This window comes from Streptomyces hamibioticus (assembly GCF_047946815.1).
Taxonomy (GTDB): Bacteria; Actinomycetota; Actinomycetes; order Streptomycetales; family Streptomycetaceae; genus Streptomyces.
The window spans coordinates 7,233,671-7,253,297 of record NZ_JBKKQY010000001.1 but is presented as its reverse complement, the minus strand read 5'-3'; the positions used below and the strand labels follow the sequence as shown (position 1 = coordinate 7,253,297).

Annotated in this window: 23 protein-coding genes and 5 pseudogenes; 11 read left to right on the top strand and 17 right to left on the bottom strand. The window is 69.3% G+C overall.

Translation table 11 applies throughout. The annotated features are described in order from the left end of the window. Positions 1-280 precede the first annotated feature (280 nt). Positions 281-947, top strand: a pseudogene (locus ACLGIH_RS33210) (MerR family transcriptional regulator); the annotation flags it as partial. Between the two features lie 144 nt (positions 948-1,091). Here ACLGIH_RS33210 and ACLGIH_RS33205 read toward each other — a convergent pair. After that, a complete protein-coding gene (locus ACLGIH_RS33205; RefSeq protein WP_416528973.1) occupies positions 1,092-1,862 on the bottom strand; it encodes a transposase in 771 nt (256 codons plus the stop codon). Between the two features lie 70 nt (positions 1,863-1,932). Beyond that, positions 1,933-3,384, bottom strand: coding sequence for an amidase (locus ACLGIH_RS33200; RefSeq protein WP_416528972.1), 1,452 nt, complete (start codon positions 3,382-3,384; stop codon positions 1,933-1,935). Between the two features lie 127 nt (positions 3,385-3,511). Here ACLGIH_RS33200 and ACLGIH_RS33195 point away from each other — a divergent pair, with 127 nt between their 5' ends. After that, on the top strand, positions 3,512-4,138 hold the full coding sequence (locus ACLGIH_RS33195; RefSeq protein WP_416528971.1) for a TetR/AcrR family transcriptional regulator: 627 nt from the start codon (positions 3,512-3,514) through the stop codon (positions 4,136-4,138). Positions 4,139-4,451: 313 nt separating this feature from the next. Continuing rightward, positions 4,452-4,658, top strand: a pseudogene (locus tag ACLGIH_RS33190) (transposase family protein); the annotation flags it as partial. A 267-nt stretch (positions 4,659-4,925) separates the two neighbouring features. Here ACLGIH_RS33190 and ACLGIH_RS35065 read toward each other — a convergent pair. The 3 genes and pseudogenes from ACLGIH_RS35065 to ACLGIH_RS33170 form a co-directional block, all read right to left on the bottom strand. Further along, the gene (locus ACLGIH_RS35065; RefSeq protein ID WP_473246763.1) at positions 4,926-5,702 is read right to left on the bottom strand and encodes a triose-phosphate isomerase; all 777 of its coding nucleotides are present in this window, start codon (positions 5,700-5,702) and stop codon (positions 4,926-4,928) included. 47 nt (positions 5,703-5,749) lie between these two features. Further along, the gene (locus ACLGIH_RS33175; protein WP_416529580.1) at positions 5,750-6,049 is read right to left on the bottom strand and encodes a phosphoheptose isomerase family protein; all 300 of its coding nucleotides are present in this window, start codon (positions 6,047-6,049) and stop codon (positions 5,750-5,752) included. Further along, a pseudogene (locus tag ACLGIH_RS33170) lies at positions 6,001-6,150 on the bottom strand (6-phospho-3-hexuloisomerase); the annotation flags it as partial. The pseudogene ACLGIH_RS33170 and the gene ACLGIH_RS33175, both read right to left, overlap by 49 nt. On the opposite strand from ACLGIH_RS33170, the gene ACLGIH_RS33165 reads away from it, so the two are divergent. Then, a complete protein-coding gene (locus tag ACLGIH_RS33165) occupies positions 6,103-6,366 on the top strand; it encodes a hypothetical protein (RefSeq protein ID WP_416529579.1) in 264 nt (87 codons plus the stop codon). The pseudogene ACLGIH_RS33170 and the gene ACLGIH_RS33165 overlap by 48 nt on opposite strands. Positions 6,367-6,425: 59 nt before the next feature. On the opposite strand, the gene ACLGIH_RS33160 is transcribed toward ACLGIH_RS33165, so the two are convergent. From ACLGIH_RS33160 to ACLGIH_RS33135, 6 genes are all read right to left on the bottom strand, one after another. Beyond that, complete coding sequence (locus tag ACLGIH_RS33160; protein WP_416529550.1) at positions 6,426-6,857, bottom strand: transposase; 432 nt, start codon at positions 6,855-6,857, stop codon at positions 6,426-6,428. A gap of 25 nt (positions 6,858-6,882) precedes the next feature. Further along, positions 6,883-7,089 (bottom strand): hypothetical protein, encoded by a 207-nt coding sequence (locus tag ACLGIH_RS33155; protein WP_416528970.1) that lies wholly within the window; start codon positions 7,087-7,089, stop codon positions 6,883-6,885. Positions 7,090-7,494: 405 nt separating this feature from the next. Beyond that, positions 7,495-8,496 (bottom strand): DUF7847 domain-containing protein, encoded by a 1,002-nt coding sequence (locus tag ACLGIH_RS33150; RefSeq protein WP_416528969.1) that lies wholly within the window; start codon positions 8,494-8,496, stop codon positions 7,495-7,497. A gap of 327 nt (positions 8,497-8,823) precedes the next feature. Further along, a complete protein-coding gene (locus tag ACLGIH_RS33145; RefSeq protein ID WP_416528968.1) occupies positions 8,824-9,258 on the bottom strand; it encodes an HNH endonuclease family protein in 435 nt (144 codons plus the stop codon). A 376-nt stretch (positions 9,259-9,634) separates the two neighbouring features. Then, positions 9,635-9,931 (bottom strand): hypothetical protein, encoded by a 297-nt coding sequence (locus ACLGIH_RS33140; RefSeq protein WP_416528967.1) that lies wholly within the window; start codon positions 9,929-9,931, stop codon positions 9,635-9,637. 108 nt (positions 9,932-10,039) lie between these two features. Next, a complete protein-coding gene (locus tag ACLGIH_RS33135) occupies positions 10,040-10,654 on the bottom strand; it encodes a TetR/AcrR family transcriptional regulator (protein WP_416528966.1) in 615 nt (204 codons plus the stop codon). A 46-nt stretch (positions 10,655-10,700) separates the two neighbouring features. Between ACLGIH_RS33135 and ACLGIH_RS33130 the strand changes: the two genes are divergently transcribed. Then, complete coding sequence (locus tag ACLGIH_RS33130) at positions 10,701-11,165, top strand: SRPBCC family protein (protein ID WP_416528965.1); 465 nt, start codon at positions 10,701-10,703, stop codon at positions 11,163-11,165. 69 nt (positions 11,166-11,234) lie between these two features. On the opposite strand, the pseudogene ACLGIH_RS33125 reads toward ACLGIH_RS33130, so the two are convergent. Further along, positions 11,235-11,336: pseudogene (locus ACLGIH_RS33125) on the bottom strand (dihydrofolate reductase family protein); the annotation flags it as partial. Positions 11,337-11,457: 121 nt separating this feature from the next. Between ACLGIH_RS33125 and ACLGIH_RS33120 the strand changes: the two are divergent. Beyond that, complete coding sequence (locus ACLGIH_RS33120) at positions 11,458-12,030, top strand: GNAT family N-acetyltransferase (RefSeq protein ID WP_416528964.1); 573 nt, start codon at positions 11,458-11,460, stop codon at positions 12,028-12,030. On the opposite strand, the gene ACLGIH_RS33115 is transcribed toward ACLGIH_RS33120, so the two are convergent. Further along, on the bottom strand, positions 12,027-12,431 hold the full coding sequence (locus ACLGIH_RS33115; protein WP_416528963.1) for a hypothetical protein: 405 nt from the start codon (positions 12,429-12,431) through the stop codon (positions 12,027-12,029). The genes ACLGIH_RS33120 and ACLGIH_RS33115 overlap by 4 nt on opposite strands. Positions 12,432-12,603: 172 nt before the next feature. Continuing rightward, a complete protein-coding gene (locus tag ACLGIH_RS33110) occupies positions 12,604-13,104 on the bottom strand; it encodes a GNAT family N-acetyltransferase (protein WP_416528962.1) in 501 nt (166 codons plus the stop codon). Positions 13,105-13,468: 364 nt separating this feature from the next. Between ACLGIH_RS33110 and ACLGIH_RS33105 the strand changes: the two genes are divergently transcribed. Together ACLGIH_RS33105 and ACLGIH_RS33100 are read left to right on the top strand one after the other, a co-directional pair. Continuing rightward, the gene (locus ACLGIH_RS33105; RefSeq protein ID WP_416528961.1) at positions 13,469-13,996 is read left to right on the top strand and encodes a hypothetical protein; all 528 of its coding nucleotides are present in this window, start codon (positions 13,469-13,471) and stop codon (positions 13,994-13,996) included. A gap of 259 nt (positions 13,997-14,255) precedes the next feature. Next, entirely contained in the window at positions 14,256-15,053 is a 798-nt protein-coding gene (locus tag ACLGIH_RS33100; RefSeq protein ID WP_416528960.1) for a hypothetical protein, read from the top strand. A 409-nt stretch (positions 15,054-15,462) separates the two neighbouring features. Here ACLGIH_RS33100 and ACLGIH_RS33095 read toward each other — a convergent pair whose 3' ends face one another. Both ACLGIH_RS33095 and ACLGIH_RS33090 read right to left on the bottom strand, forming a co-directional pair. After that, a complete protein-coding gene (locus tag ACLGIH_RS33095) occupies positions 15,463-16,386 on the bottom strand; it encodes a DUF1648 domain-containing protein (protein WP_416528959.1) in 924 nt (307 codons plus the stop codon). 59 nt (positions 16,387-16,445) lie between these two features. Beyond that, positions 16,446-16,682, bottom strand: a pseudogene (locus tag ACLGIH_RS33090) (GntR family transcriptional regulator); the annotation flags it as partial. Here ACLGIH_RS33090 and ACLGIH_RS33085 point away from each other — a divergent pair. The 3 genes from ACLGIH_RS33085 to ACLGIH_RS33075 all read left to right on the top strand — a co-directional run bounded on the left by ACLGIH_RS33085 (position 16,639) and on the right by ACLGIH_RS33075 (position 18,221). Continuing rightward, entirely contained in the window at positions 16,639-17,091 is a 453-nt protein-coding gene (locus ACLGIH_RS33085; RefSeq protein ID WP_416529578.1) for a hypothetical protein, read from the top strand. The pseudogene ACLGIH_RS33090 and the gene ACLGIH_RS33085 overlap by 44 nt on opposite strands. Before the next feature lie 43 nt (positions 17,092-17,134). Further along, entirely contained in the window at positions 17,135-17,509 is a 375-nt protein-coding gene (locus ACLGIH_RS33080) for a hypothetical protein (RefSeq protein ID WP_416528958.1), read from the top strand. A gap of 340 nt (positions 17,510-17,849) precedes the next feature. Beyond that, complete coding sequence (locus tag ACLGIH_RS33075) at positions 17,850-18,221, top strand: hypothetical protein (RefSeq protein WP_416528957.1); 372 nt, start codon at positions 17,850-17,852, stop codon at positions 18,219-18,221. A 396-nt stretch (positions 18,222-18,617) separates the two neighbouring features. On the opposite strand, the gene ACLGIH_RS33070 is transcribed toward ACLGIH_RS33075, so the two are convergent. Beyond that, the gene (locus tag ACLGIH_RS33070) at positions 18,618-19,511 is read right to left on the bottom strand and encodes a LysR family transcriptional regulator (protein ID WP_416528956.1); all 894 of its coding nucleotides are present in this window, start codon (positions 19,509-19,511) and stop codon (positions 18,618-18,620) included. Positions 19,512-19,627 lie beyond the last annotated feature (116 nt).

Sequence of the window (19,627 nt, the reverse complement as noted above, 5' to 3'; positions counted from 1 at the left end):
GCGAGAGCTGCGGAATTGAGTGAAGCACCAGCACGAGATAGATGCGGACCAGTGTCCGGGGACGACGGGCCCTTCTCACCAAGTGGAGCGTCGGCGTGGGCGGGCGACGAGCGCAGCGACGGCAGCGGTAGCGGTAGCGGTAGCGGTAGCGGTAGCGAGGGTGCGCACGCTGGTTGTTCGGTTGTTTCGGAAGGCCCGACTTGTCGTGATGCCGCGAGTGAGGCTTGACCCTCACGTGACGTCAGGCTGCCTAGTCGGCGCCGTGGAGGATCACTGAACCGTGGGACGCGTGGCCGAACTGGCCGGCGTGAGCGTCCGCACGCTGCATCACTATGACGAGATCGGGCTCGTGCGTCCGTCGGCGCGGACCGCGGCCGGGTACCGGGCCTCCTCGGCGGGCGACGTGGAGCGGCTCAGGGAGGTGCTGGCCTACCGGCGCCTGGGCTTCGGTCTGCAGGAGGTTGAAGAACTGGTTGGTGACTCGTCCACCGACGCGGTCGCGCACCTGCGCCAACTGCGCGGCCTGCTACTGGAGCGGCGTGATCGCGCCAACGCCATGGTGGCGGCCATCGACAAGGAACTGGAGGCACGGGCGAAGGGATTGAAGGTGACACCGGAAGAGCAACTGGAGATGCTCGGAGCACGCCTGTACGACGCGATCGGCGGCGCCTACACCGCGACACCGGCGTACCGAGCCTCGGATCGCCGCACAGATCTTGGACGCGCTCGGGGACGCACAGACGGTACTGAACGTCGGGGCCGGCACCGGCTCCTACGAGCCTGCAGATCGCGACATGACCGCGGTGGAGCCATCGGCGGTCATGCGAGGACAGCGACCTGCCGGCTCGGCGCCGTGCGTGGCCCCCGCCGCGGAGAGCCTGCCGTTCGAAGACCACTCCTTCGACGTCGCGATGGCCGTCTCCACCGTTCACCACTGGGAGGACCCGAGCCCTCCGGCGCCCGCGCCGACGTCCACTCCTACACCAAGAAGACCAACGACCGCGACGGCGACATTACTTACCGTGACTGACCGCCTAAGGGTTGCCCCGTAAATGATCTTTGATGTGCCTGGTGACCTGGTGGTTTCTGGGTCATCCGGCCAGCGTGAGGTTGTGCAGGCGGGCGATGCCGAGCATGGCGTGGTGGACGCCGTCGCCTTTGAGGCGGCAGTCGCGGAGGATCTTCCAGGTCTTCATCCGGGCGAAGGCGTGCTCGACGCGGGCGCGGACCTTGCGGTGTGAGCGGTTGTGCTCTTCCTTCCAGTCCGGGAGTTCGCTCTGGCCGGGGTCACGGCGGTGCGGGATGACCAGGCCGGTGCCCCGGTAGCCGCCGTCCGCGATCACTGTGGTGTGGCCGACGGCGTCCTTGGCTCCGGACAGCTCCCATGCCTTGCAGTCGTTGCGGTTGCCGGTGACCGGCCGGCCGACGGCGACGACGAGGCGGGTGTCGGCGTCGATGACGACCTGGTGGTTGGTGGAGTACCGGTAGTTCTTGGACTGCTCGGCGATGGTGTGGTCGCGGGTGGGGACCAGGGTGCCGTCCACGATCAGCACGGTGTCCTTGCGGAACCGCTTGCGCTGCTGGAGCGCGAGTGTGGGCCCGAGGTGGCCGATGATGCGGTCGGCCGCCGACTTGGACACCCCGAACAATGGTGCCAGTTGGCGCAAGGTGAGGTTCGTGCGCCAGTGCGCGGCGACCAGGAGCACGCGGTCCTCCAGTGGCAGGCTCCAGGGCCGGCCCTTGCGCACCGGATCCGCACCCTCACGCCGGAGCGCGGTGATCAGCTTGCCGAACTGACGCGGGCTCAGCCCGGTGAACGGGGCTATCCAGGAAGGCTCCGACGCCGTGATCACACCAGACACAGCAAGATCATCTCACCTGTGACCAGCCGTTACGGGACAGCCCTTAGGGTGGAGGCTCTTCAGGAGCCGCTCAGGGGCCGGTGGGACTCCCTGCCCATACCGTGGGGGTTCGGCCCGACCAGGGGCTTGCCTGTTCGAGTTGGCCGGCGAGGCGGAAGAGGCGGCTTTCGAGTCCGTAACCGGCGGCGAACTGCATACCGATCGGGAGCCCCGTCTCGGCGTCGGCCGTCAGGGGCACGGACATGGCGGGCGTGCCCGCCACGTTGAACGCCATGGTGAACGGTGAGCTGTCGTTGAGGCGGTCGATCCAGCCGAGGCCGTCCAGCGCCTCTGCGCCCTCGGCATAGGTGCCCAGGGGCACGGGCAGTTCCGGCAGAGTGGGCGTGAGCAGCATGTCGTGGGCGTCGAAGTACCGTGCCAGGCTTCGGGCGACCCGGTTCCGGATGGTCAGAGCGGTGACGAACTCCGCGCCGCTGACCCGCTGTCCGTAGTGGTAGCCGGCGAGGGTGAGCGGCTCGAGGGTTGAGGAGTCGACGGGCCGATCGAAGGCGGCAGCCAGCTCGTCGACCTGGGCCGTCAGATTCGCCGTCATCAGGCGGGCGTTGGCCAGGATGAACTCCTCCCAGTCGGCCCCGAGGTCGACGACGGTCTCCTCCACCCGGTGGCCGAGGGATTCGAGCAGGCGCACGGTGTGAGAGAGCGCGTCGGCCACGGGCGGGGTGGTGCGGCGTCCGCCCCATGCCTGAGTGAGGACACCGATCCGCAGCGAGCCCGGGGGGCGGGTGACTTCCTGTGCGTACGGCCGGGACGGCTGCTGGGCGAAGTAGGGGTCGCCCGGTTCCGGGCCGCGGATCTGGTCGAGCAGTGCCGCACTGTCGCGTACTGTGCGGCTGACGCTGCCGTGCACGGCCAGGCCGCTGAAGACCTCGTCGACGCCGGGGCCCATGGAGACCCGGCCACGGGTGGGCTTCAACCCGAAGAGGCCGTTGTAGGCGGCGGGGATGCGCAGTGAGCCGGCGGCGTCGGTGGCGTGTGCGATCGGGACAACTCCGGCGGCGACAGCCGCGCCCGCGCCCCCGCTGGATCCCCCCGCGCTCCGCTTCAGGTTCCACGGGTTGCGGGTCGCGCCGTACAGCAGTGGTTCCGTCGTGATGCTGTAAGCCATCTCCGGTGTCGCGGTCCGCCCGAACGTCACGAGGCCGGCGCGGCGGAAGCGCAGCATCAGGAACGAGTCGGCGTCGGTGGCGTTGCCGAGCGCGAGACGGCTGCCCAGCTCCATTCGCCTCCCGGCCATGGAGACTGCGATGTCCTTGATCAGAAAAGGGACCCCGGCCAGCGGGGTGCTGCCGGGGATGGGCGCGTCATCGGCCGGCCATGTCTCCACGATGGCGTTGATCTGCGGATTGACCGCCTGCGCGGCCTCGCGTGCGGCTGTTTCCACTTCGGCGGGGGTCACCTCGCCTTTGGCCACCAGCTCCGCGAGCCCGACCGCGTCGCAGCTCACGTACTCGGAAATTCTCACTGCCACTCCCAGCAGACAGAGCGATACCGTTCGGTCCTTAACGATACCCGACGGTATCACATGGAACGGGCTGGTACCGTAGCTGTGGGTGCGGGGACCGCACCGGACCGGACGTCACGGAGAAGTCATGGCATCGACCGCCAGAAGGCCGAGCAGGGTGGCGAAACTGCCGCCCCGTGAGCGCATCCTCGACGCAGCGGAAGAGCTCTTCCAAAGCGAGGGGATCCGGCGGGTAAGCGTCCAGGCGATCGCCGAGAGGGCCGAGACCACGAAAATGGCGATCTACCGGCACTTCGAAACCAAGGACGCGCTGGTCGCGGAGTGGATGCGGATCGTCGCCGCCGACTACCAGGCGGCGTTCGACCGGGTCGAGGCCGAACACCCCGGCCGGGCCAGGGAGCAGATCCTGGGCCTGGCCCGCTTCATTGCCGACGGATTGCCGGCCATTTCACACCGGGGCTGCCCGTTCATCAACTCCCTCGCCGAGCTGCCCGACCGCTCCCATCCCGCACGGCAGGTGATCGAGGAGCACAAGGCCCATCAGACCCGCAGACTGGTCGGCATGTGCGCCGAGGCCGGGCTGTCCGATCCCGAGCAGGCCGCTGCGGAGATCACCTTCGTACTCGAAGGCGCGCAGGTCAGCACGCAGAACGGAAGCATCGATCAGGCGGGGGATCGGCTGATGAGGACCGTCGAGGGGGTCCTGGATCGGCACCGTTCCCCCCTCGGCGCAGCCGGCACGGTCACCGGCTGACCGCCCCGCACCTGCCCCCCTCCACTCACCGAGAGCCAGGTGCGCGTCCCCCCAGACCCACCGGAACGCTTGTCCCCAAGTGCCGGATGCCTGACTCCCCGCTCGTTCAAGAAACGCCTCTCCAGGCCGAAACCTGCGGAGGCCTGCCGGTGGCGGCTTCGGCGGCATGGACGAGGAGCCGGTGCGCCTTCAACTGCTCCGCTTCGCCTGGCGCGTGGCGGTTCAGCGGGCGATTGCGCGTACTCGGCAGCCGCCAAGAGCGGACACGCTCCACATCGGTGCCCAGGGCCTTCTTCAGGTGCTGGTAGCGGTCGAGCAGGGCGCCGGCCCCTGGGTCACCACCGGGCGCAGACGGCCGCCCGGCGGGCAGCTGTCTGCGACACAGCAGACGGTCAACCGGGCACTGGCCACGTCCCGGGCGCCCGTCGAACGGGGCATGACGCTGCTGAAGTCCCGGCGCATCTTCCGAAGGTTCCGGATCAGCCCCAACCCCATGACGTCAGTCGCCAAGGCCGTCCTCAAGCCCGGAGAGGCAACACTGACAACGCTCACTGGTTCGCCTCCAGGTCGCGGCAGAGCGCCCTGCTCGTCCATCACCCCGCCTTGTGGCCGGCCACCTCGGAGAGCGGTGTCCATTTCTGCCGCTCATCCCGTGTGCAGATCTCCAGACAGCTACAGCGCTACTACCCCGGCAGGAGTGTCGGCCGGGCCACCAGCCGTTCGCCGCGGGCCTCTCCTGCTCCAGCCAACGAGCACCTCCCGCCCCGCATAAGATCGGCACCGCATCTCAGCGGACCTGGTGCTGGGCTCGGTTTTCGGCATTGTCCAGTACTTCGGCGATGGTCTCCGCGAGGATTCCGGCGTCCTGCGCGGCACGCCCCAGGGCGACACCGTCCCAGTTGGCGGCTGTCGCATGCGGGTTTAGGTACCGGGCAGGACCGCGCCTCCGTAGAGAAAGCGCACGTTGCGGCTTGCGGTGGCCGCCCACAGGGCACGCAGGACGTGACCAGCGTGTTCGGGATCGGCGCCCGCACTGCTGCCGATGGCCCAGACACGTTCGTACAGCACGAGCGCCGGGTGATCGGGCCGGACACCCTCCAGGGCAGCGCACGCTTGCGCGACGGCGCATTCCGCGGCGGTGACGGGGCCTTGCTGTGCTGTCTCGGCCGACGCAGACCAGGGGTGTGATTCCGGCGGCGGACACGGCGGCGGCCTTTCGGGCGACGAGGTCGTCGTCCTCCTCGAAGATGCTACGGCGTTCGGCGTGGCCGACCATGACATGGGTGCAGCCGATCTCGGCCAAGAGGCCGGGACTGACGACGCCCGTCACAGCCCCGCCCTCGGTCCAGACGTCCTGTGCGCCCACGTTCACGCCGCTTCCCTCCAGTCGGTCGCGGGCCGGGATCAGGAGGGGGTGCGGCAGGCAGGCGAAGAAGGACAGCGCGGCGAGGGTGGTGGCGTGCGGCGGGATCACGTCGTCCAACCAGCGGAGCGTGTCGGCCAGGCCCAGGTTCATTTTGGTGCTGGTGCAGCTGATGACGGTCGATACTTCGGCTTCCGGCACGGCCGGGTCCTCCCTTCGAAAGAGCGAGCGGCGAACGCGGACGGGCGTCATTCCAGGTTGTTGTGGCGTCCGTACATCGCGTTCGGATCGATGCCGCGCGTGCGCTGGATGGCCAGTACCAGGCAGTCGAAGAAGACCAGCGCGCCCTGTTCGAACAGCGTGCCGACGAACTGGGTCGAGCCGTCCTGCTCGTGGTCTTCGCTGTACTCGGCCAGGTGGACGACGAGATCCGCGGGTGCGCCAGGGGCGAGTCGTCGTTGGCGGTGACGGCGACGACCCGCGCTCCCGGCTCCTTCGCGGCCGTGGCGCGTTGGACGACGGTCGGTGTCTGTCCGGAGCCGCTGCACGCGACAACCAGATCCCCGGAGGTGACCGCGGGGCAGGTCACGTCGGCGACGACGTGAACGGGCAGTCCAAGATGCATCAGCCGCATGGCGAATGCGTCCACCGCGAGTTTGGAGCGGCCGACGCCCAGGACGACGGTACGGCGGGCGCCGTACAAAGCATCGACGAATTGTTTGGCCTGTTCCTCGTCGGCGCGTGCGAGCAGGGCGTCGATCTCGCGCAGGATCGTGCGCCGGGCGGCGGCGAAGGGACCGTCGATGCCCACGGGCAGGGGTGCCGGCGGGGCGGGCGGGTTGCCCGGATCCACCATGATCGGTGACCTTTCTGCCGTGCTGCTTGCTGCGCAAGACAACTGGCGACCGGACGGCTTGGCGCCCCCTACCAGGTGTCGTGGTGGAGCACGTCATCGAGCGGATGGCGAGGGGCCGGGCGGAAGGTTCCCCCGGTGGGGTGCGCGACAGTCAGCAAGGCGGCTTGGGTCACCCCGTAAAGGACGGCGGTCTTCTCGTATCGGGTGGCGACGCCGCGGAAGCCTTTGAGGCAGTTGAAGCAGCGCTCGACCGTGTTGCGCTGCCGGTAGGCGTCCCGGACGCATGTCGGCGGCCGTCCGCCACGGTGACCGCGGCCCGGCTGGCTGCGTCGCTGGTCGGTCTTCTCTGGGATGGTGTGCGTGACACCGTGTTTAGGCAGATAGGCGCGGAACCCACGGGAGCTGTAGGCCTTGTCCGCGATGACCTGATCGGGCCTGCAGCGGGGCCGGCGAGGCCGGCGCGCGGGGCCCGGATGCGCTTGAGGAGCGGGCGCGCACAGATGCTGTCGTGCCGCTGTCCCGGGGTCACCAGCACGGTGAGTGGGCGGCCATTGTCGTAGCAGGCGAGGTGGATCTCGGTGGCCAGGCCTCCTCGGGATCGGCCGGGGGCGTGATGGCGTCAGCCTGGGCCTGGATCTGTTGCGGGGCGCGGATGAACAGGCCGTCCAGGGCGTAGCGGCGGAAGCGGGTGTAGACCGTCTTCCCTGGTCCGTAGCCGTTCCGGCAGGTCACGCCAGGAGACTCCGGTGCGGATCGGGCGGCTCCCCGGCGTCGCAGAGTGCCGTTCCACCAGCGGGTGGAGGAGGAGGCCGCGTTCGCGGAGAAGCTGCCGCAGACGGCCGCCGAGCTGTACGTGAACGACGCCTCCGACGAGGGACTGGCCGTTGCAGACCGGCTGCCGAAGTCGTCGATCGACGCGGAGTTCTACGGGATGGAAGCTCAGCTGGGGAAGCGGGGCTGCTGGTACAACCGGTTCTTCGTGGGGCCCCGTCGGAGGGCCGGCCGGTGCCCGCCGGGTCCCGTCCGCGCAAGGCACGGACCGCGAACCCCGACGTTATCAACAGGGCGGCCCGGTGGTCGGTACCGCCGAGTGCCCGACCGCCCTTCCGTGTGCTTCCTGTGCCTCCGTGTGCCGGTCTACTGGTGGCCGGCCGCCCGGGCCAGGCTCTCACCGAGGCGTTCGCGGCGGATGCGCTGGTCGATGTAGAGCAGGGTGCTGACCAGCTGCGTGAAGGCGGTGGCGAGCAGCTGGACCACCAGCGTGGCGACGACAGTGAGGACCAGATAGGTCCACAGTCCGGGCAGCGCGTCGCCGTACACGTCGATGAAGAAGTCGCCGACGTCGGCGGGCGGTTCGTCGTACGGGCCGTAGGCGTCGTACGAGGGCTGCGGAGCAGCGAACAGCAGTGGGATCTGCACGATCCACCCTCCGACGGCCACCATGCCCCAGGTGAGCAACAGGATGCCGAACGTGCGCCACCAGGCACCGCGGACCAGCTGGAACGAGCGCTTCAGGGCGGTGATCGGGCCGGCCGACTCAAGGACCGCGGTGGCGGGCGCGAACGAGAAGGACACCAGCAGCCACGTCACCAAGGGCAGGATCAGCAGCCCGAGCAAGAACACGAGCACGAGCCCCGGCGCCATCAGGGGGCTTTCGGCCGCCAACAGCAGGGCGATCAGGCTGATCCAGAGCAGGAAGAAGAGGACGATCGGGATCGCGACCAGCAGATACATGAGGAGCGTCACGCCGAGCACGGACGGTGTACGGGCCCAGGCACGGCGCCATACCGCGCCGAAGGTGGTGCGCCGGCCCAGCACGGCGTGTTCCAGGACCACCGGGCTGACAGCGGAGAGGAACGAGTTCACCAGCAGGATGAGCAGCATGAGCACCGCGTACGCCACCACGACGGAGATCACGATCGGGCGGACCATGGCCCAGGTCGGCTCGTCGGCGTGGATCAATGCCTGCCAGTCGTCCTCGACGCTGAGACAGGCCAGCGCGAACGCGCCGGCCGTCACGGCGAGGAGCAGGGCGAGGCCCGCGCCCATCGCGCCGAACAACTGCCGCGCGTACCGCCCCATCGTCGAGAACGCACCGTTGTAGACGGCCCCGAGCCCGAGCGGTGCCAGCGGTATCACGCCCGGCCTGGGCGGCGGCTGCCAGCCGCCCCAGCCGTAGGGACCATATGGCCCCTGCGGACCGTACGGTCCTTGCGGCCCGTTCGGCCCCTGTGGTCCCCACCCCTGGTGCGCCATGCCGTGTTCCGTTCCTTTGTTCCGGACGGCATACGTTAGTTAGTCCAGGTCGGGCGGGGACCAGCGGGGGTGCAGGCGGCTTGGGTCACCGCCGCTGATCCCCCGCGGCAGCGAGGCGAACACATCGGCAACGGACTCCGACAACTCACCCCGGAGCCGTTCCACCTCCCCCAGCCTCATACCGAAGAAGATGCCCGTCATCAGGTGAGATCACCCGTCGTAACGAAGCACTACCAGCGGGCGAAGGCGAACCTTGACCGGCAGGTTGGGGCAGGCGGCGATGACCTCGGTGAGGGTGCTGCGCGCGCGGTCGTCCGCGGAGAGCTGCCGGCGCAGCTTGGTGGCGATCCAGTCCGTGAGGTACTGGCGGCGGTACCCCTCATACCGCGGCAGCCACTCGGCGGGGTCCCGGTCGGCCTTGGACCGGTTGCCGCGCGCGCTGACCGCGATCAGCGACCGGTCGTCCCCGAGGTCGTTGGCGCAGGCCTCCCGCTCCGCAGCCGTCCAGGCGGAGGCGCCGAAGTCCCAGGCCTCGGCGAGCGGAACCAGGTGGTCGACGTCCAGCTCGCTCGGGGCGTCGACGTACACGTCGCCGTAGGGGCTGTACCACTCGCCGCCGGAGAGCTTGCAGCCCGCGGCCTGCACGGGAGGCGATGAGCGCCTCCGCCTTCAGCACCTCCGCCCTGGTCGTACAGCCGTCCTTGTCCGCGTCCGTCCAGTGCTTGAACGAGGTCCGCTTCACCGCACCGTTCCCGCCACCGACGCCGCCACCCCGGAACGGGCAGCAGACGGCACCCGTCACGCGTGTCGCCGGGCCGCACGCCCCGCCCGCGAGGCGTACCCGGACCGGCGGTTCCGGGTGGGTCCCAGGTCGGTTCCATGGAGGCCCTGTATCCGGCCGACGGCACCCTGGACAACTGGACGACTGGAGGCCACCGCCTCCTGATGAAGCGTCACTTCAAGCGCTACCGCCAGCCGGCGTCCAGTCACGCCTATCGGCCGCATCGGCCACCGGCAGCGGTCAGGGCGTGTCGCCGGAGTAGTGGAAGCGGCACATCACCCCCGGACCCGGCGTGCGCGGCTCTCCGAGGTGCGGGCCGTACAGGGCCCGGCCGCCGGGCCACTGCGACAGCTCGGTGGGCAGAGCGACACCGTGGTCGATCTCCTGCGGCCGCCAGCCGGTGATGTCCAGCAGCAGTCCGTCCAGCGGCCCGCCCGTGAGCGCGGCGTACGTCTGATGCGGGAGCGGGCCGGGGTTGGGGTTGTCGTGGTCCTGGCCGTACACCCGGCCGCGCAGCAGTTGCTCATCGCCGTTCATGCCTCCATGGTTCCAGCCGCCACTGACATCGGTACTCGTCGGCGGTCACGGCGGTCGTGGCTCGGCCGCTGACCGACGCACCGTCCAGCCACCGGATCGGCGACCGTGTCAGTCCGAGCCGTAGAACAGCCGGAGGAACTCCTCCATCGCCGCGTCGACGGAGGCGCGGTCACCGGTGGCGAGCAGGTCGAGGAGCAGACCGCGGACGGTGGCGAGTCCCAGTCTGGCGCGCCTCCGGGCCGCGGCAGGAGCCACCCCCGCCGCGATCTCGGCGGCCACGAGCGGCTCCAGCCAGTCCGTCACCAGCCCTTCGAGGACGGGGACGGCTTCGGGGCGGCCGCGCAGCGCGTACCCGTAGATCTCGAAGAAGAGGCGCTCCTGACCGGCCAGCCGGGGGTCCGCCAGCTGCCGCCACAGCAGCCGTGCCACGTCGGTGGGCGAGAATCCGGGCTCCAGGCGGAGCTTGGACAGCAGATCGCGCTGGCGCCGCTCCGACGCCCGGACGATCTCCACGAACAGCTGTTTCTTGGACCCGAAGTGATGGATCAGCATGCGGTGACTCACGCCGATCGCGGCGCCCAGACGGCGCAGACTCAGGTCCGTGATGCCGTGTGCCGCGACATGGTCGACGGCGGCGTCCACCAGTTGTGCGCGCCGGTCCGCGTCCGCGTCCGTACCCCGTCCGGTCCCGCCCGGGGGACGGGAGTCTTCCGTATGCACCACGTCGCGAGTGTACCCATCAGCACAGGCCGTATGTACCATGTGGTACATGAAGTCTGTCACCGTGACGGTCGACGTGCCGCAGACCTCCGAGCAAGTCTTCGACTTTCTCGATGTCCTGGCACACCACGAGCGCTTCACCAACCACTACCTGAGCGACTGGCGCTACAGCGGCCCCGACCGCGGCATCGGAGCGTGCGCCACGGTCACGGCCGCGCTGGGGGGCACGGAGACCGACGTCACCATCGAGGTCGTCGAGACCGAAGCGCCGCACACCATCGTCGAGCGCAACGTCAGCGCGGCCGGCCGGCGCCTGGCCCACGGCACCTACACCATCGAACCGCTGCAAACCGGCGGGAGTCGCATCTCGTTCACGTACGCCTGGGCGCGCGCCCCTCTCGCCGACCGGCTCCTGGCCCCCGTCGTGCGAACCGCGATGCGGCGCGCCAACCGCACCGTCATGGAGCGGCTGGCCACGGAGTTGGCCCGCCATGCGTCCATCACCGACTCCTGACGGCGGCGGGTGCGGCCCTCCGTACCCGAAGCGCGACAGGGCCGGAGATCTTCTTCGTACGCGTCCCGGTCAGTGGAGGGTGGGTCGGTAGGTGAGCTCCTGGATGTGACCATCGAGCGTCCTGTTCCCGATCAGCTCCAGGTCGAAGTCGGCCGCGAACCTCAATGCCCGGTCGGAGTGCTGGAGGAAGGCGTGCACGACCTGCTGATAGGCGGTGCATCGGTCCTGAGGACCGGACCGGGATCGGATATTCGGTGTCCTGTCCGCCCCGTGAGGAAGCAAGATGGCGCCCATGACTTTGGCCACCCCCACACTGCGCACCCCTCGCCTGCGACTGCGACCCTTTACCGAAGCCGAGGCGGACCCCCTCTTCGCGCTGCACAGCAGCACCCTCGTGATGCGCTACTGGGACTCACCGCCGTGGAACGAACGGGCTCGCGCCGAGCGCTTCATCGCGATGTGCCGGAAGGTGGCGGCCGAAGGCACCGGGGCGCGGGTGGCCATCGACCGTGCTTCTGACGGGGCCTTCGTCGGCTGGTGCGGTCTGACCGAATGGGACCCGGGTCACCGCAGCGCGTCGTTGGGCTACTGCCTCGACGATGCCATGTGGGGCCACGGCTACGCGGCGGAAGCCGCGCACGCCTTGCTGCAGTGGGCATTCGACACACTGGACCTGAATCGAGTCCAGGCCGAGACCGATACGCGCAACGTGGCATCCGCCCGGGTCCTGGAGAAGATCGGATTCGTACGGGAGGGGACGTTGCGGGAAGAGTGCGTCGTGAACGGCGAGGTATCCGACACGTGGGTGTTCGGGTTGATCAGGCGAGAATGGCGGCCATCGACCGTGCCGGTCCCAACCCGCTAACGACCCGGTCCGCGATCGAGGCCGGGGCGTGCTGGCCGTGCGTTGCGCTTCGGCTTCTTCGGCGGGGCGCTGACCTGGTCACGGAATGCGTCGGCCAGACCCCGGCAGCCCTCGTCGACCTCGGCTCCCACTTCCGGGCGGAGCTGGGACTGTTCGGCGATGCCCTCGGTGCGCACCACGGTCTGGTCGTACATGCCGCCCGGTCGGTCCGCGCCTCCATCGATCCTCAGCCGGACCCCCTCGGCTTCGACATAGGCGAACACGTCCGTCAGGCTGTGCAGCCGCATCCCGGGGCGGTCGGGGACGGAGAAGCCCTGCGCCGCCAGGAGCGGGCGGATCACGCCGATGGCGCGGGAGACCGGGAGCGGGCCGTGCCGTACAGCCAGCCACAAGTCTGCCAACCCTGAATGAAATTCCCCCGATGCGCACGGGAGATGCCGCAGAAGGCAGGATGGGACATGGCCGCACGAGCCCACTTCTTGGTCACACTCGAAGCACCATGCGACCGCTGTCATGTCACGGCCGTAGAAAACAGCCTCTCGGACCGCGGCGGGGCCCTCGCACCATTGCAGGTCAGCCTTTCGCAGGAGCACTCGCCATCGCCCCCGGCGGGCGCGTCATGAAGACGTCGATCGGGTCCTGGGCTTCCACGACGAATCCGTGGCGCTCGTAGAGTCGACGGGCAGCACTGCCCTGCAAGACGTTCAAGCTCACGGTCATACCCTGCGCGTCCGTTCGCTCCAGTACCGTGCGCAACACAGCGGATCCGAGCCCTCGGCCCTGACAGTGCGGAGCAAGGTAGAAGTGCTCCAGCCACTGTCTGCCTTCGGCGGGCCGGACCGTGATGCATCCTGCCAGCTCACGGTCGATCATGATGATCGACGTGTGCTGCGGGGAGAAGCATTCCCGCAGCCGCTGCCGTACCCGGTGCTCGTCGTAGCGCCCAAGGCGTTCCAAGTCCGCACGCAGGACCGTGGCCCGCAACTCCGCGATCACCTCCATGTCCGCTGCCACCGCAGAACGCAGCACCCAGCCCGCGGCGTGCGCCGACGTGGTCCGTGCAGGCACTGCCATGTCCGACCGCGTACCGCTTCCCATCACTCCACCACCCCCGACGCGAGCGGAACCGACGCAATGCTCTACGAGAACCGTACCTGGCACACCGGAGGCATCACCTTTCCGGCCGACCCCGCATGGCACTGACGCTCCGCCCGGACGGTCCCTGGCCGGCCAAGGGCAGCGGAGCCGCCTCCACTCGCTCGTGCAGGGAGACCGGCTCGTGGACTTCCGTACCGCCCAGTAGCGGTAGACCGGCGTGGGAAGAGCCACCGATCAACCGCTGCCCGAACTGACCGCTACCACGGAAGAAGCCGCATACGCGACAGGGCCGTTGACCGGACACTCCCCGGCGCCGTGCCCCCTGCCGCATACTGCTGTGATGACGAGTGAGGCCGCTGAAGTCTTGCTGGCTGCCGGGCGCGAGTTGCGACTGCGGTGCTTCATGGGGCCGCTGCCTTTCGACGTGGACGGGTGGATGCAGAAGGGTTTGATGTGCGATCTGCCCAGGCTGGAAGACGGCGCGAGCGAGTATCACTTCGACGTACGCCACGTCGAATATGGCGGTACGTACTGTAAGTTGAAGTATGACCAGGGGAAGCCGTGTCTGACGATCGGCGGCGGTGGAACCTATCCCGCGCATCTGGACGGGTGGAGGTCGGCAGTCAGCGAACTCAACGAACTTGTCGTCAACACGTCGATTCTCTCGCCCAGAACGTACATCTGGCTGCACGGCTACCACCACTTGGCTCGCCAGGCCGATGCCGAGTACGCGGCCGCGCAGGAGCAGGCCATGATCAGAATCCTCCAGGAACGAGGCAGCATCACAGGCCTCGTTCCTCCCATTCTGCCTCCCGAGGCCGGGCGTCCGATGCGGCGTCGGCGAAGGTGGCCATGGGGCAGGAGGTGAAGCTGTCGTCCGGATACGGAACCACCGGCGAGCAGACAGCCTCCGCCGCACAGCACCCCACCCGGTGCCCGGGCCTCGGGCCCTCGTCCCGCGCATCACGGACGTGGGGTCGGACTGCGTGCCGGCCTGGACGCCAGAGCCTGCGAGCCGGGCTACCGGTATGTGCCGATGAGCAAGGGCAAGGACTCCCACCAGGGCGTCGGCAAGGAGCAGGCCAACCACAACGGCACCTCCCACACCGCGAAGTCGACGTTCACCAGTGACCAGGAAGGTCGGCATCGCCTGCAGCGGCGAGCTGAAGGTCGGCGGGTCCGTCGCGGTCGTCGAGACCGAGGGCAAGGTCGACGTGATCCTGTCTGTGGAGCTCACCGCGAAGATGGGCAACACCATCTCCGACGACGCCGCCTCGAAAAAGACCACCCACGCCCGCTACGGCGTCCACCGGCTCAAGTCGTGGGACTACAGCCAGTACGTGTACGCCAACTGCACGAGACGCGTGAAGAAGAACGTCCACCATTTGCCCGCCCCGCCGGCTCGGCTGGGCGCTGTGGGAGAGCAAGTGACACTGCGTCGCAGGACAGCGGCCTGCACCTTGATACTGCTGGTCGCGGCCGGCTGCACGCCGGACAACGACACCGGCGACGGCGCCGCTCCCGCGACGTCGGCCGCCTCCTCACCCACCCCGACCGCACGACAGACCGCGGCGGTCGCCCCGCCCGCGCTCGACCCCGGACTCGGCGAAAGCACGGCCGGACAGCACGGCGTCACCCGCGGCAACGCCAACTTTCCCTATAGGGCCGGCGCTCAGGGCAAAGCTCTCATCGTCGCGGTGAGCTGCCAGGGCACGGGTACGGTCAAGGTCGAAGTGCCCGTGCTCCAGACGACCTTCCCGCTGGAGTGCAGCCCCGGGGGACCCGCCGTGACGTACAACCAGCTCGCCTTGAAAGCCGCCCACAAGGCCGGCACCGTGAAGGTGACCGCGCCATCCACCGTCATCTGGGCAGTCATCGTAGGACGGGGCGACCCTGCGGAGCAGGATTCACCAGGGGCCGACTGACCCCTTCCACGCCTGAGGGCGGTACCTGCCTGGGCACCCCCAGCACACCGGCCCGCAGTCACCAACCGGCCCGCCCCCACACACACGGGCTCATCAACGGCATCACCGCCACCCACGAGACGGCAGGAGCCTTCGACATCACCGAACGGCACGCCGATCCCGGACGCACAACGGCTTCCTCTCCCCCGGCCGCGAGCGCGCTCGCGTCACCGAACAGCCGTCCCAGAACTCACCTTTCTCCATCATGCAGTCACATGCGAAATATCACCGTCGAGGCGCGAGAGAGCAGTGGCTGAACATCGGCGTAGGAGTTGTTTCTCGCTTGACTCGCCGGGCCGGGAAGAGATGTTGGCATCTGTTCAGGCTGGTCCGGGCCGGCGCGGAGGATTCGCCGGCCTGGACCGGCTCATTACCTTGAACGCTGACCGATCAAGGAGTTCAGCAGGGCGGCGCCACGCTCAGCGTCGTCGACGCTCACGGCAAAGTCCTTGCCCTTTTCGGTGCGGACCACCAGACATTCGCCGCTACGCAGCATCACGGTGGTGCCCAGCCCGCTCAGCCGGTACCCCCAGCCGCCGACCTGGGCAGCCGTCCGCGTCTCCACGCGGGCGGAGGCGATGCTCTCGGGCGCCCACCGCCGTGCCGGCCAGCCCAGCGGACCGAGGGCGACTTCCAGTCCCTTCTCACTGACGCGCGCCTGCACCGACGCGCAGCCAAGCACCAGCACGGAGGCGAGAGCGAAGGGCGCGGCCAGCAGCGCAGCCTCCGACCCCATCAAGCCACCCACCGCCACCACCAACGCTGCCACCGCGACGACTCCGGTCACGGCCGCCGTGGCATGAAGCCACGGGTTGGACGTGCGGGACAGCCACACAAACCGCTCGCCCTCCGGTATCTCCATCATCGGCCCGGCTGCCGCCGGCACCGCGGCAGGTGCCCGGCGACCGGCCAGCAACGCAACCACACCCACGGCAACCGCCACCACGAGGGTCGTCACCACCCAGTCCGTCTCCGAATCGGCCTGGCGCCAGTCCGCATGGTCCAGATTCGCCCGCACGACAGACGCCTGTCCGCCGAGGAGCGTCACACCACCGGACCCCAGAGTCGCGCCGACCCAGCCGCGCGGTGCCCCGTCGGTACTGCCGCGAGCCCGCCACGCGGCCAGCGCGACAACCGCCGTCATCACCACCGATATCAGCGCAGGGACGAACGTCGCGGCCCAGAGCGGCATGGAAGAGTCCGGCTCACCGGATCCTGCGCCCCAGTGGGTTGCCAGCCGATCCGGCAGCCGGCCGCCGGCAGCCAGGGGCAAGGCCACCAACAGCACCAGCACCCCTGAGATCCAGCCGCCGGCACCCCACGCCGCAGCACTCCCGCGCACTGCTCGGAAGGTCACGAGATTCCCTCGATCATGTCGATGACGTCGTTCTTGCTGTATCCGAGACGTGCCGCATCAGCCACGACATCACGCACACGATCCAGCAGCGCCGAACGCTCGTCCGCACCCTGAGCCACGGTCACGCCTCGCCCCCGCCGGAACTCCAGCAGCCCCTCGTCGCGCAGGGTTCTCAGACCGCGCAGCACCGTGTTGGCATTCACGCCCAACACCTGGGAAAGATCTCGCGCCGACAGCGAGAAGGGCGGTTGGGTTCCGCAGGGCCTGACGGCAAGCCACGGCGCCAGCCCCGAGGGCACGGTGAACGGCAACCACCTGTACCTCGCCGGCTGGTATCACGGAACGGGTGGCAGCCAGAACGAATACGCGCGCGTCTCCCTCGTCAAGAACGACAACACGGCCGTCACCTACGGCCACGTCCTCCTCGTCACCCCCACGGCCGGCGGGTCCTTCGAACCCACCCGCGACATCCACGTGGACGGCATGGTGTGGTACGGAAACCGGCTCTTCGTCGCCAATGGGTCGGAGCTTCAGGTCTACGACATGCGGGCACTTGTGGAAGGTGGGAAAGATCTCCGGAAGCGTGGGCGTGGACAACGGAAGCTCCTCCGCGCTCTGGCACCAGTGGCGCCATGCCCATGATCGGCCGTTACTGGACCGGGGACCGCAGCGCCACGTCTCGGCAGTGCACGCCGGGCAGTGGGACGACGGTCTGCCTCGTTCGCTCAGCCTCGACCGCACGGGGGCGGACACCCTGGTCTCGGGCGAGTACCGGAGGGCCGCGGGTGGACGCATCATCCGGTGGCACTTGAACGCCGGCGTGGCGCTGCCCACGGCCAAGGAGGGGAGCCAGATCGTCACGGCCGAGGCCGTGCGCGCCTACACCACCCCGGTCTGGTCGATGCAGGGAGTCGCTACCGACGGCGAGCGCTTTTACATGAGCGGACAGTGCCCGGAGGGCTGGAACGACGTCCCAGCGGACGACAACATGGCCTACAGCTGCATCCACCACGCCAAACCGGGAGAGGCACCCCACGTTTTCGCCATGGCCCCCGCATGACGCAGAACCTGTCCTGGGCACTTCAGTGGGGTCGGCTGTGGGGACTGAACGAGAAGATCGACACCGGCAATGGTGACCGCGTGGTCTTCTCCATCGACGTCTCACCCTGATGGGCGAGGGATCGACGCCGGCTCTGCGAGCCTCCGCCTGCACCGCAGGAGAGCCCACCCGCCGGGTGATGTGGTCAGCGTGCTGGATGCCGACTGTGTCATCTCCCCACTGTCAGGGTGACGGCAGAGGGGCTGGGAGAGCTGGGGAGCTCGGCTCGGCCGGGCGTGTCCGGGGCGGTGGCCGGCACGCGTGACTGGCAAGGGCCGGTGGTCGTTGCGCGGGTATGACCATGCGCACGGCACTCACCGCATTCGCGCTCTCCGTCACAGCAGCGGGAGCCGCACTGACCACGGCCGCCCCGGCGTCCGCCGGAGGGGTCGGGGACTTCCTGTCCCCGGCCTTCGGCACCAGCTGTGCCAACGACCACTCCGCCCGCGTCGAAGGAACCACCACCCACGACACCGGAGCGGCCAACGGCAACCTCGCCGGACTGCCCGTCGGCAGCCCCCTCAACCAGTGCGGCGGCGCCGACATGCCCGACGTGTGCTCCACCGCGCAGTCGGCCGCCTCCGCCGCCCAGGGCCTGATCCCCCTCAACCCCAACGTGAACACGCCGCAGTGCGGGAATGCGGGCCTCGGCATCCTGGGCCTGGTCGACTGACCACCCGCCGCGACGACCCGTCCAGCCGCCAAGCCACGGCGAGGGCCAGGCCGTGAGTCACCCCCACGGGTGTCCGCGCAGGCGGCGAGGGCGGCAACGGGCGCGGGCATGGGGGGCGGACGGTGGCGGCCGGGCCGGAGGACGCCGGCGGCACCCCGTGCGCTGGCACCACGCCCCCCACCTCTCGTCCGCCGGCCTCCCCACCGGGCGTCGCCGCCAGTGGGCGCCGCCCGCCCTGGCGAGTTTCTGTACGGGGTACGCCCCCATGGACCGGCCGAAGAGGAAGCACCAGGCGGCCGAGGCCGACGCCGTGGTGGTACCGCGTACCGAAGTACGCCTTCTGTTGCTCGATGTGGTGGCCGGGGCGGGCGTCCTCTGGCGATACCGCCGCGTCACTCACTGCTGTGCCGAGTCCTTGAGGGCGTCGAGCAGGGTACGCAGGGCGGGCTGGTCCAGGGAGCTCGCCCGGATCACGGCGTGGATCGTCCTGATCGGCTCGGGGCGCCGGACCCGGCGGATGGCGACGCCGGGATGGCGGGCGCTCAATCCCAGTCGGGGAATGAGGCTGACGCCGAGGCCCGCTGCGACGAACCCCTGAGCGGTGGCGTAGTCCTCCGACTTGGTCACGAAGTCCGGGCTGAAGCCTGCCGCGGCGCAGGCATCGATGATCGGATCGAGGCAGGGGCCGGGAGGTTCACTGCCGACCCACGGCTCACCGGCGAGATCGGCCAGGTCGACCACGCGTCCGGAGGCGAGCGGGTGTCCGGTGGGCAGCACCGCCCGGTAGGCGTCGTCGATCAGGTGCACCACGCGGATGCCCTGGTGGTGGGCCCCGGCCGGCCGCCGGACGACGACGGCCAGGTCGGCGTCGCCTCGGTCCACCTCTGACAAGGCGTCATCCGGGTCGGCCAGCTTCGGGTCGATCGCCACCCCCGGGTGTTCGCGGCGCACCTGGGCCAGGGCGGGCGCCAGCAAGGTCGGACCGACCGAGGCGAAGTAGCGGAGGGCCAGCCGGCCCGCGCGCCCCGCGCGCAGATCGGCCAGAGCGGTCTCGGCCTCGGCGAGGTGCCGGCTGATGACGGCCGCGTATCGGGTGAGCAGCAGGCCGGCCGCCGTGGGCGCGACGCCCCGGCCGACCCGTTCCAACAGCGCCATCCCGGTTTCCTTCTCCAGCGCCGAGACCTGCTGGCTGATGGCGGAGGGTGTGTAGCCGAGGTGCGCCGCCGCCGCGGTCACCGAGCCGCTGGTGATCACGGCGCGCAGCACCTGCATACGTCTGACGTCGAGCATGTAGGCCAGCTTAACGATGGTGCAGAACCTTTTTCTTGTCCTTGAAGGAGAGGTACGGCACCGTTTCATCAGGGCTGATCAAGGAGACGACGCTGAACGGGTTCACGGACAGGAGC

Excerpts from the sequence above, each read along its gene's own strand:
- ACLGIH_RS33195 (WP_416528971.1), top strand. The coding sequence starts at position 3,512 with ATGGCATCGACCGCCAGAAGGCCGAGCAGGGTGGCGAAACTGCCGCCC.
- ACLGIH_RS33140 (WP_416528967.1), bottom strand. The coding sequence starts at position 9,931 with ATGAACGGCGATGAGCAACTGCTGCGCGGCCGGGTGTACGGCCAGGAC.
- ACLGIH_RS33130 (WP_416528965.1), top strand. The coding sequence starts at position 10,701 with ATGAAGTCTGTCACCGTGACGGTCGACGTGCCGCAGACCTCCGAGCAA.
- ACLGIH_RS33120 (WP_416528964.1), top strand. The coding sequence starts at position 11,458 with ATGACTTTGGCCACCCCCACACTGCGCACCCCTCGCCTGCGACTGCGA.
- ACLGIH_RS33110 (WP_416528962.1), bottom strand. The coding sequence starts at position 13,104 with ATGGCAGTGCCTGCACGGACCACGTCGGCGCACGCCGCGGGCTGGGTG.
- ACLGIH_RS33105 (WP_416528961.1), top strand. The coding sequence starts at position 13,469 with ATGACGAGTGAGGCCGCTGAAGTCTTGCTGGCTGCCGGGCGCGAGTTG.
- ACLGIH_RS33075 (WP_416528957.1), top strand. The coding sequence starts at position 17,850 with ATGCGCACGGCACTCACCGCATTCGCGCTCTCCGTCACAGCAGCGGGA.
- ACLGIH_RS33070 (WP_416528956.1), bottom strand. The coding sequence starts at position 19,511 with ATGCTCGACGTCAGACGTATGCAGGTGCTGCGCGCCGTGATCACCAGC.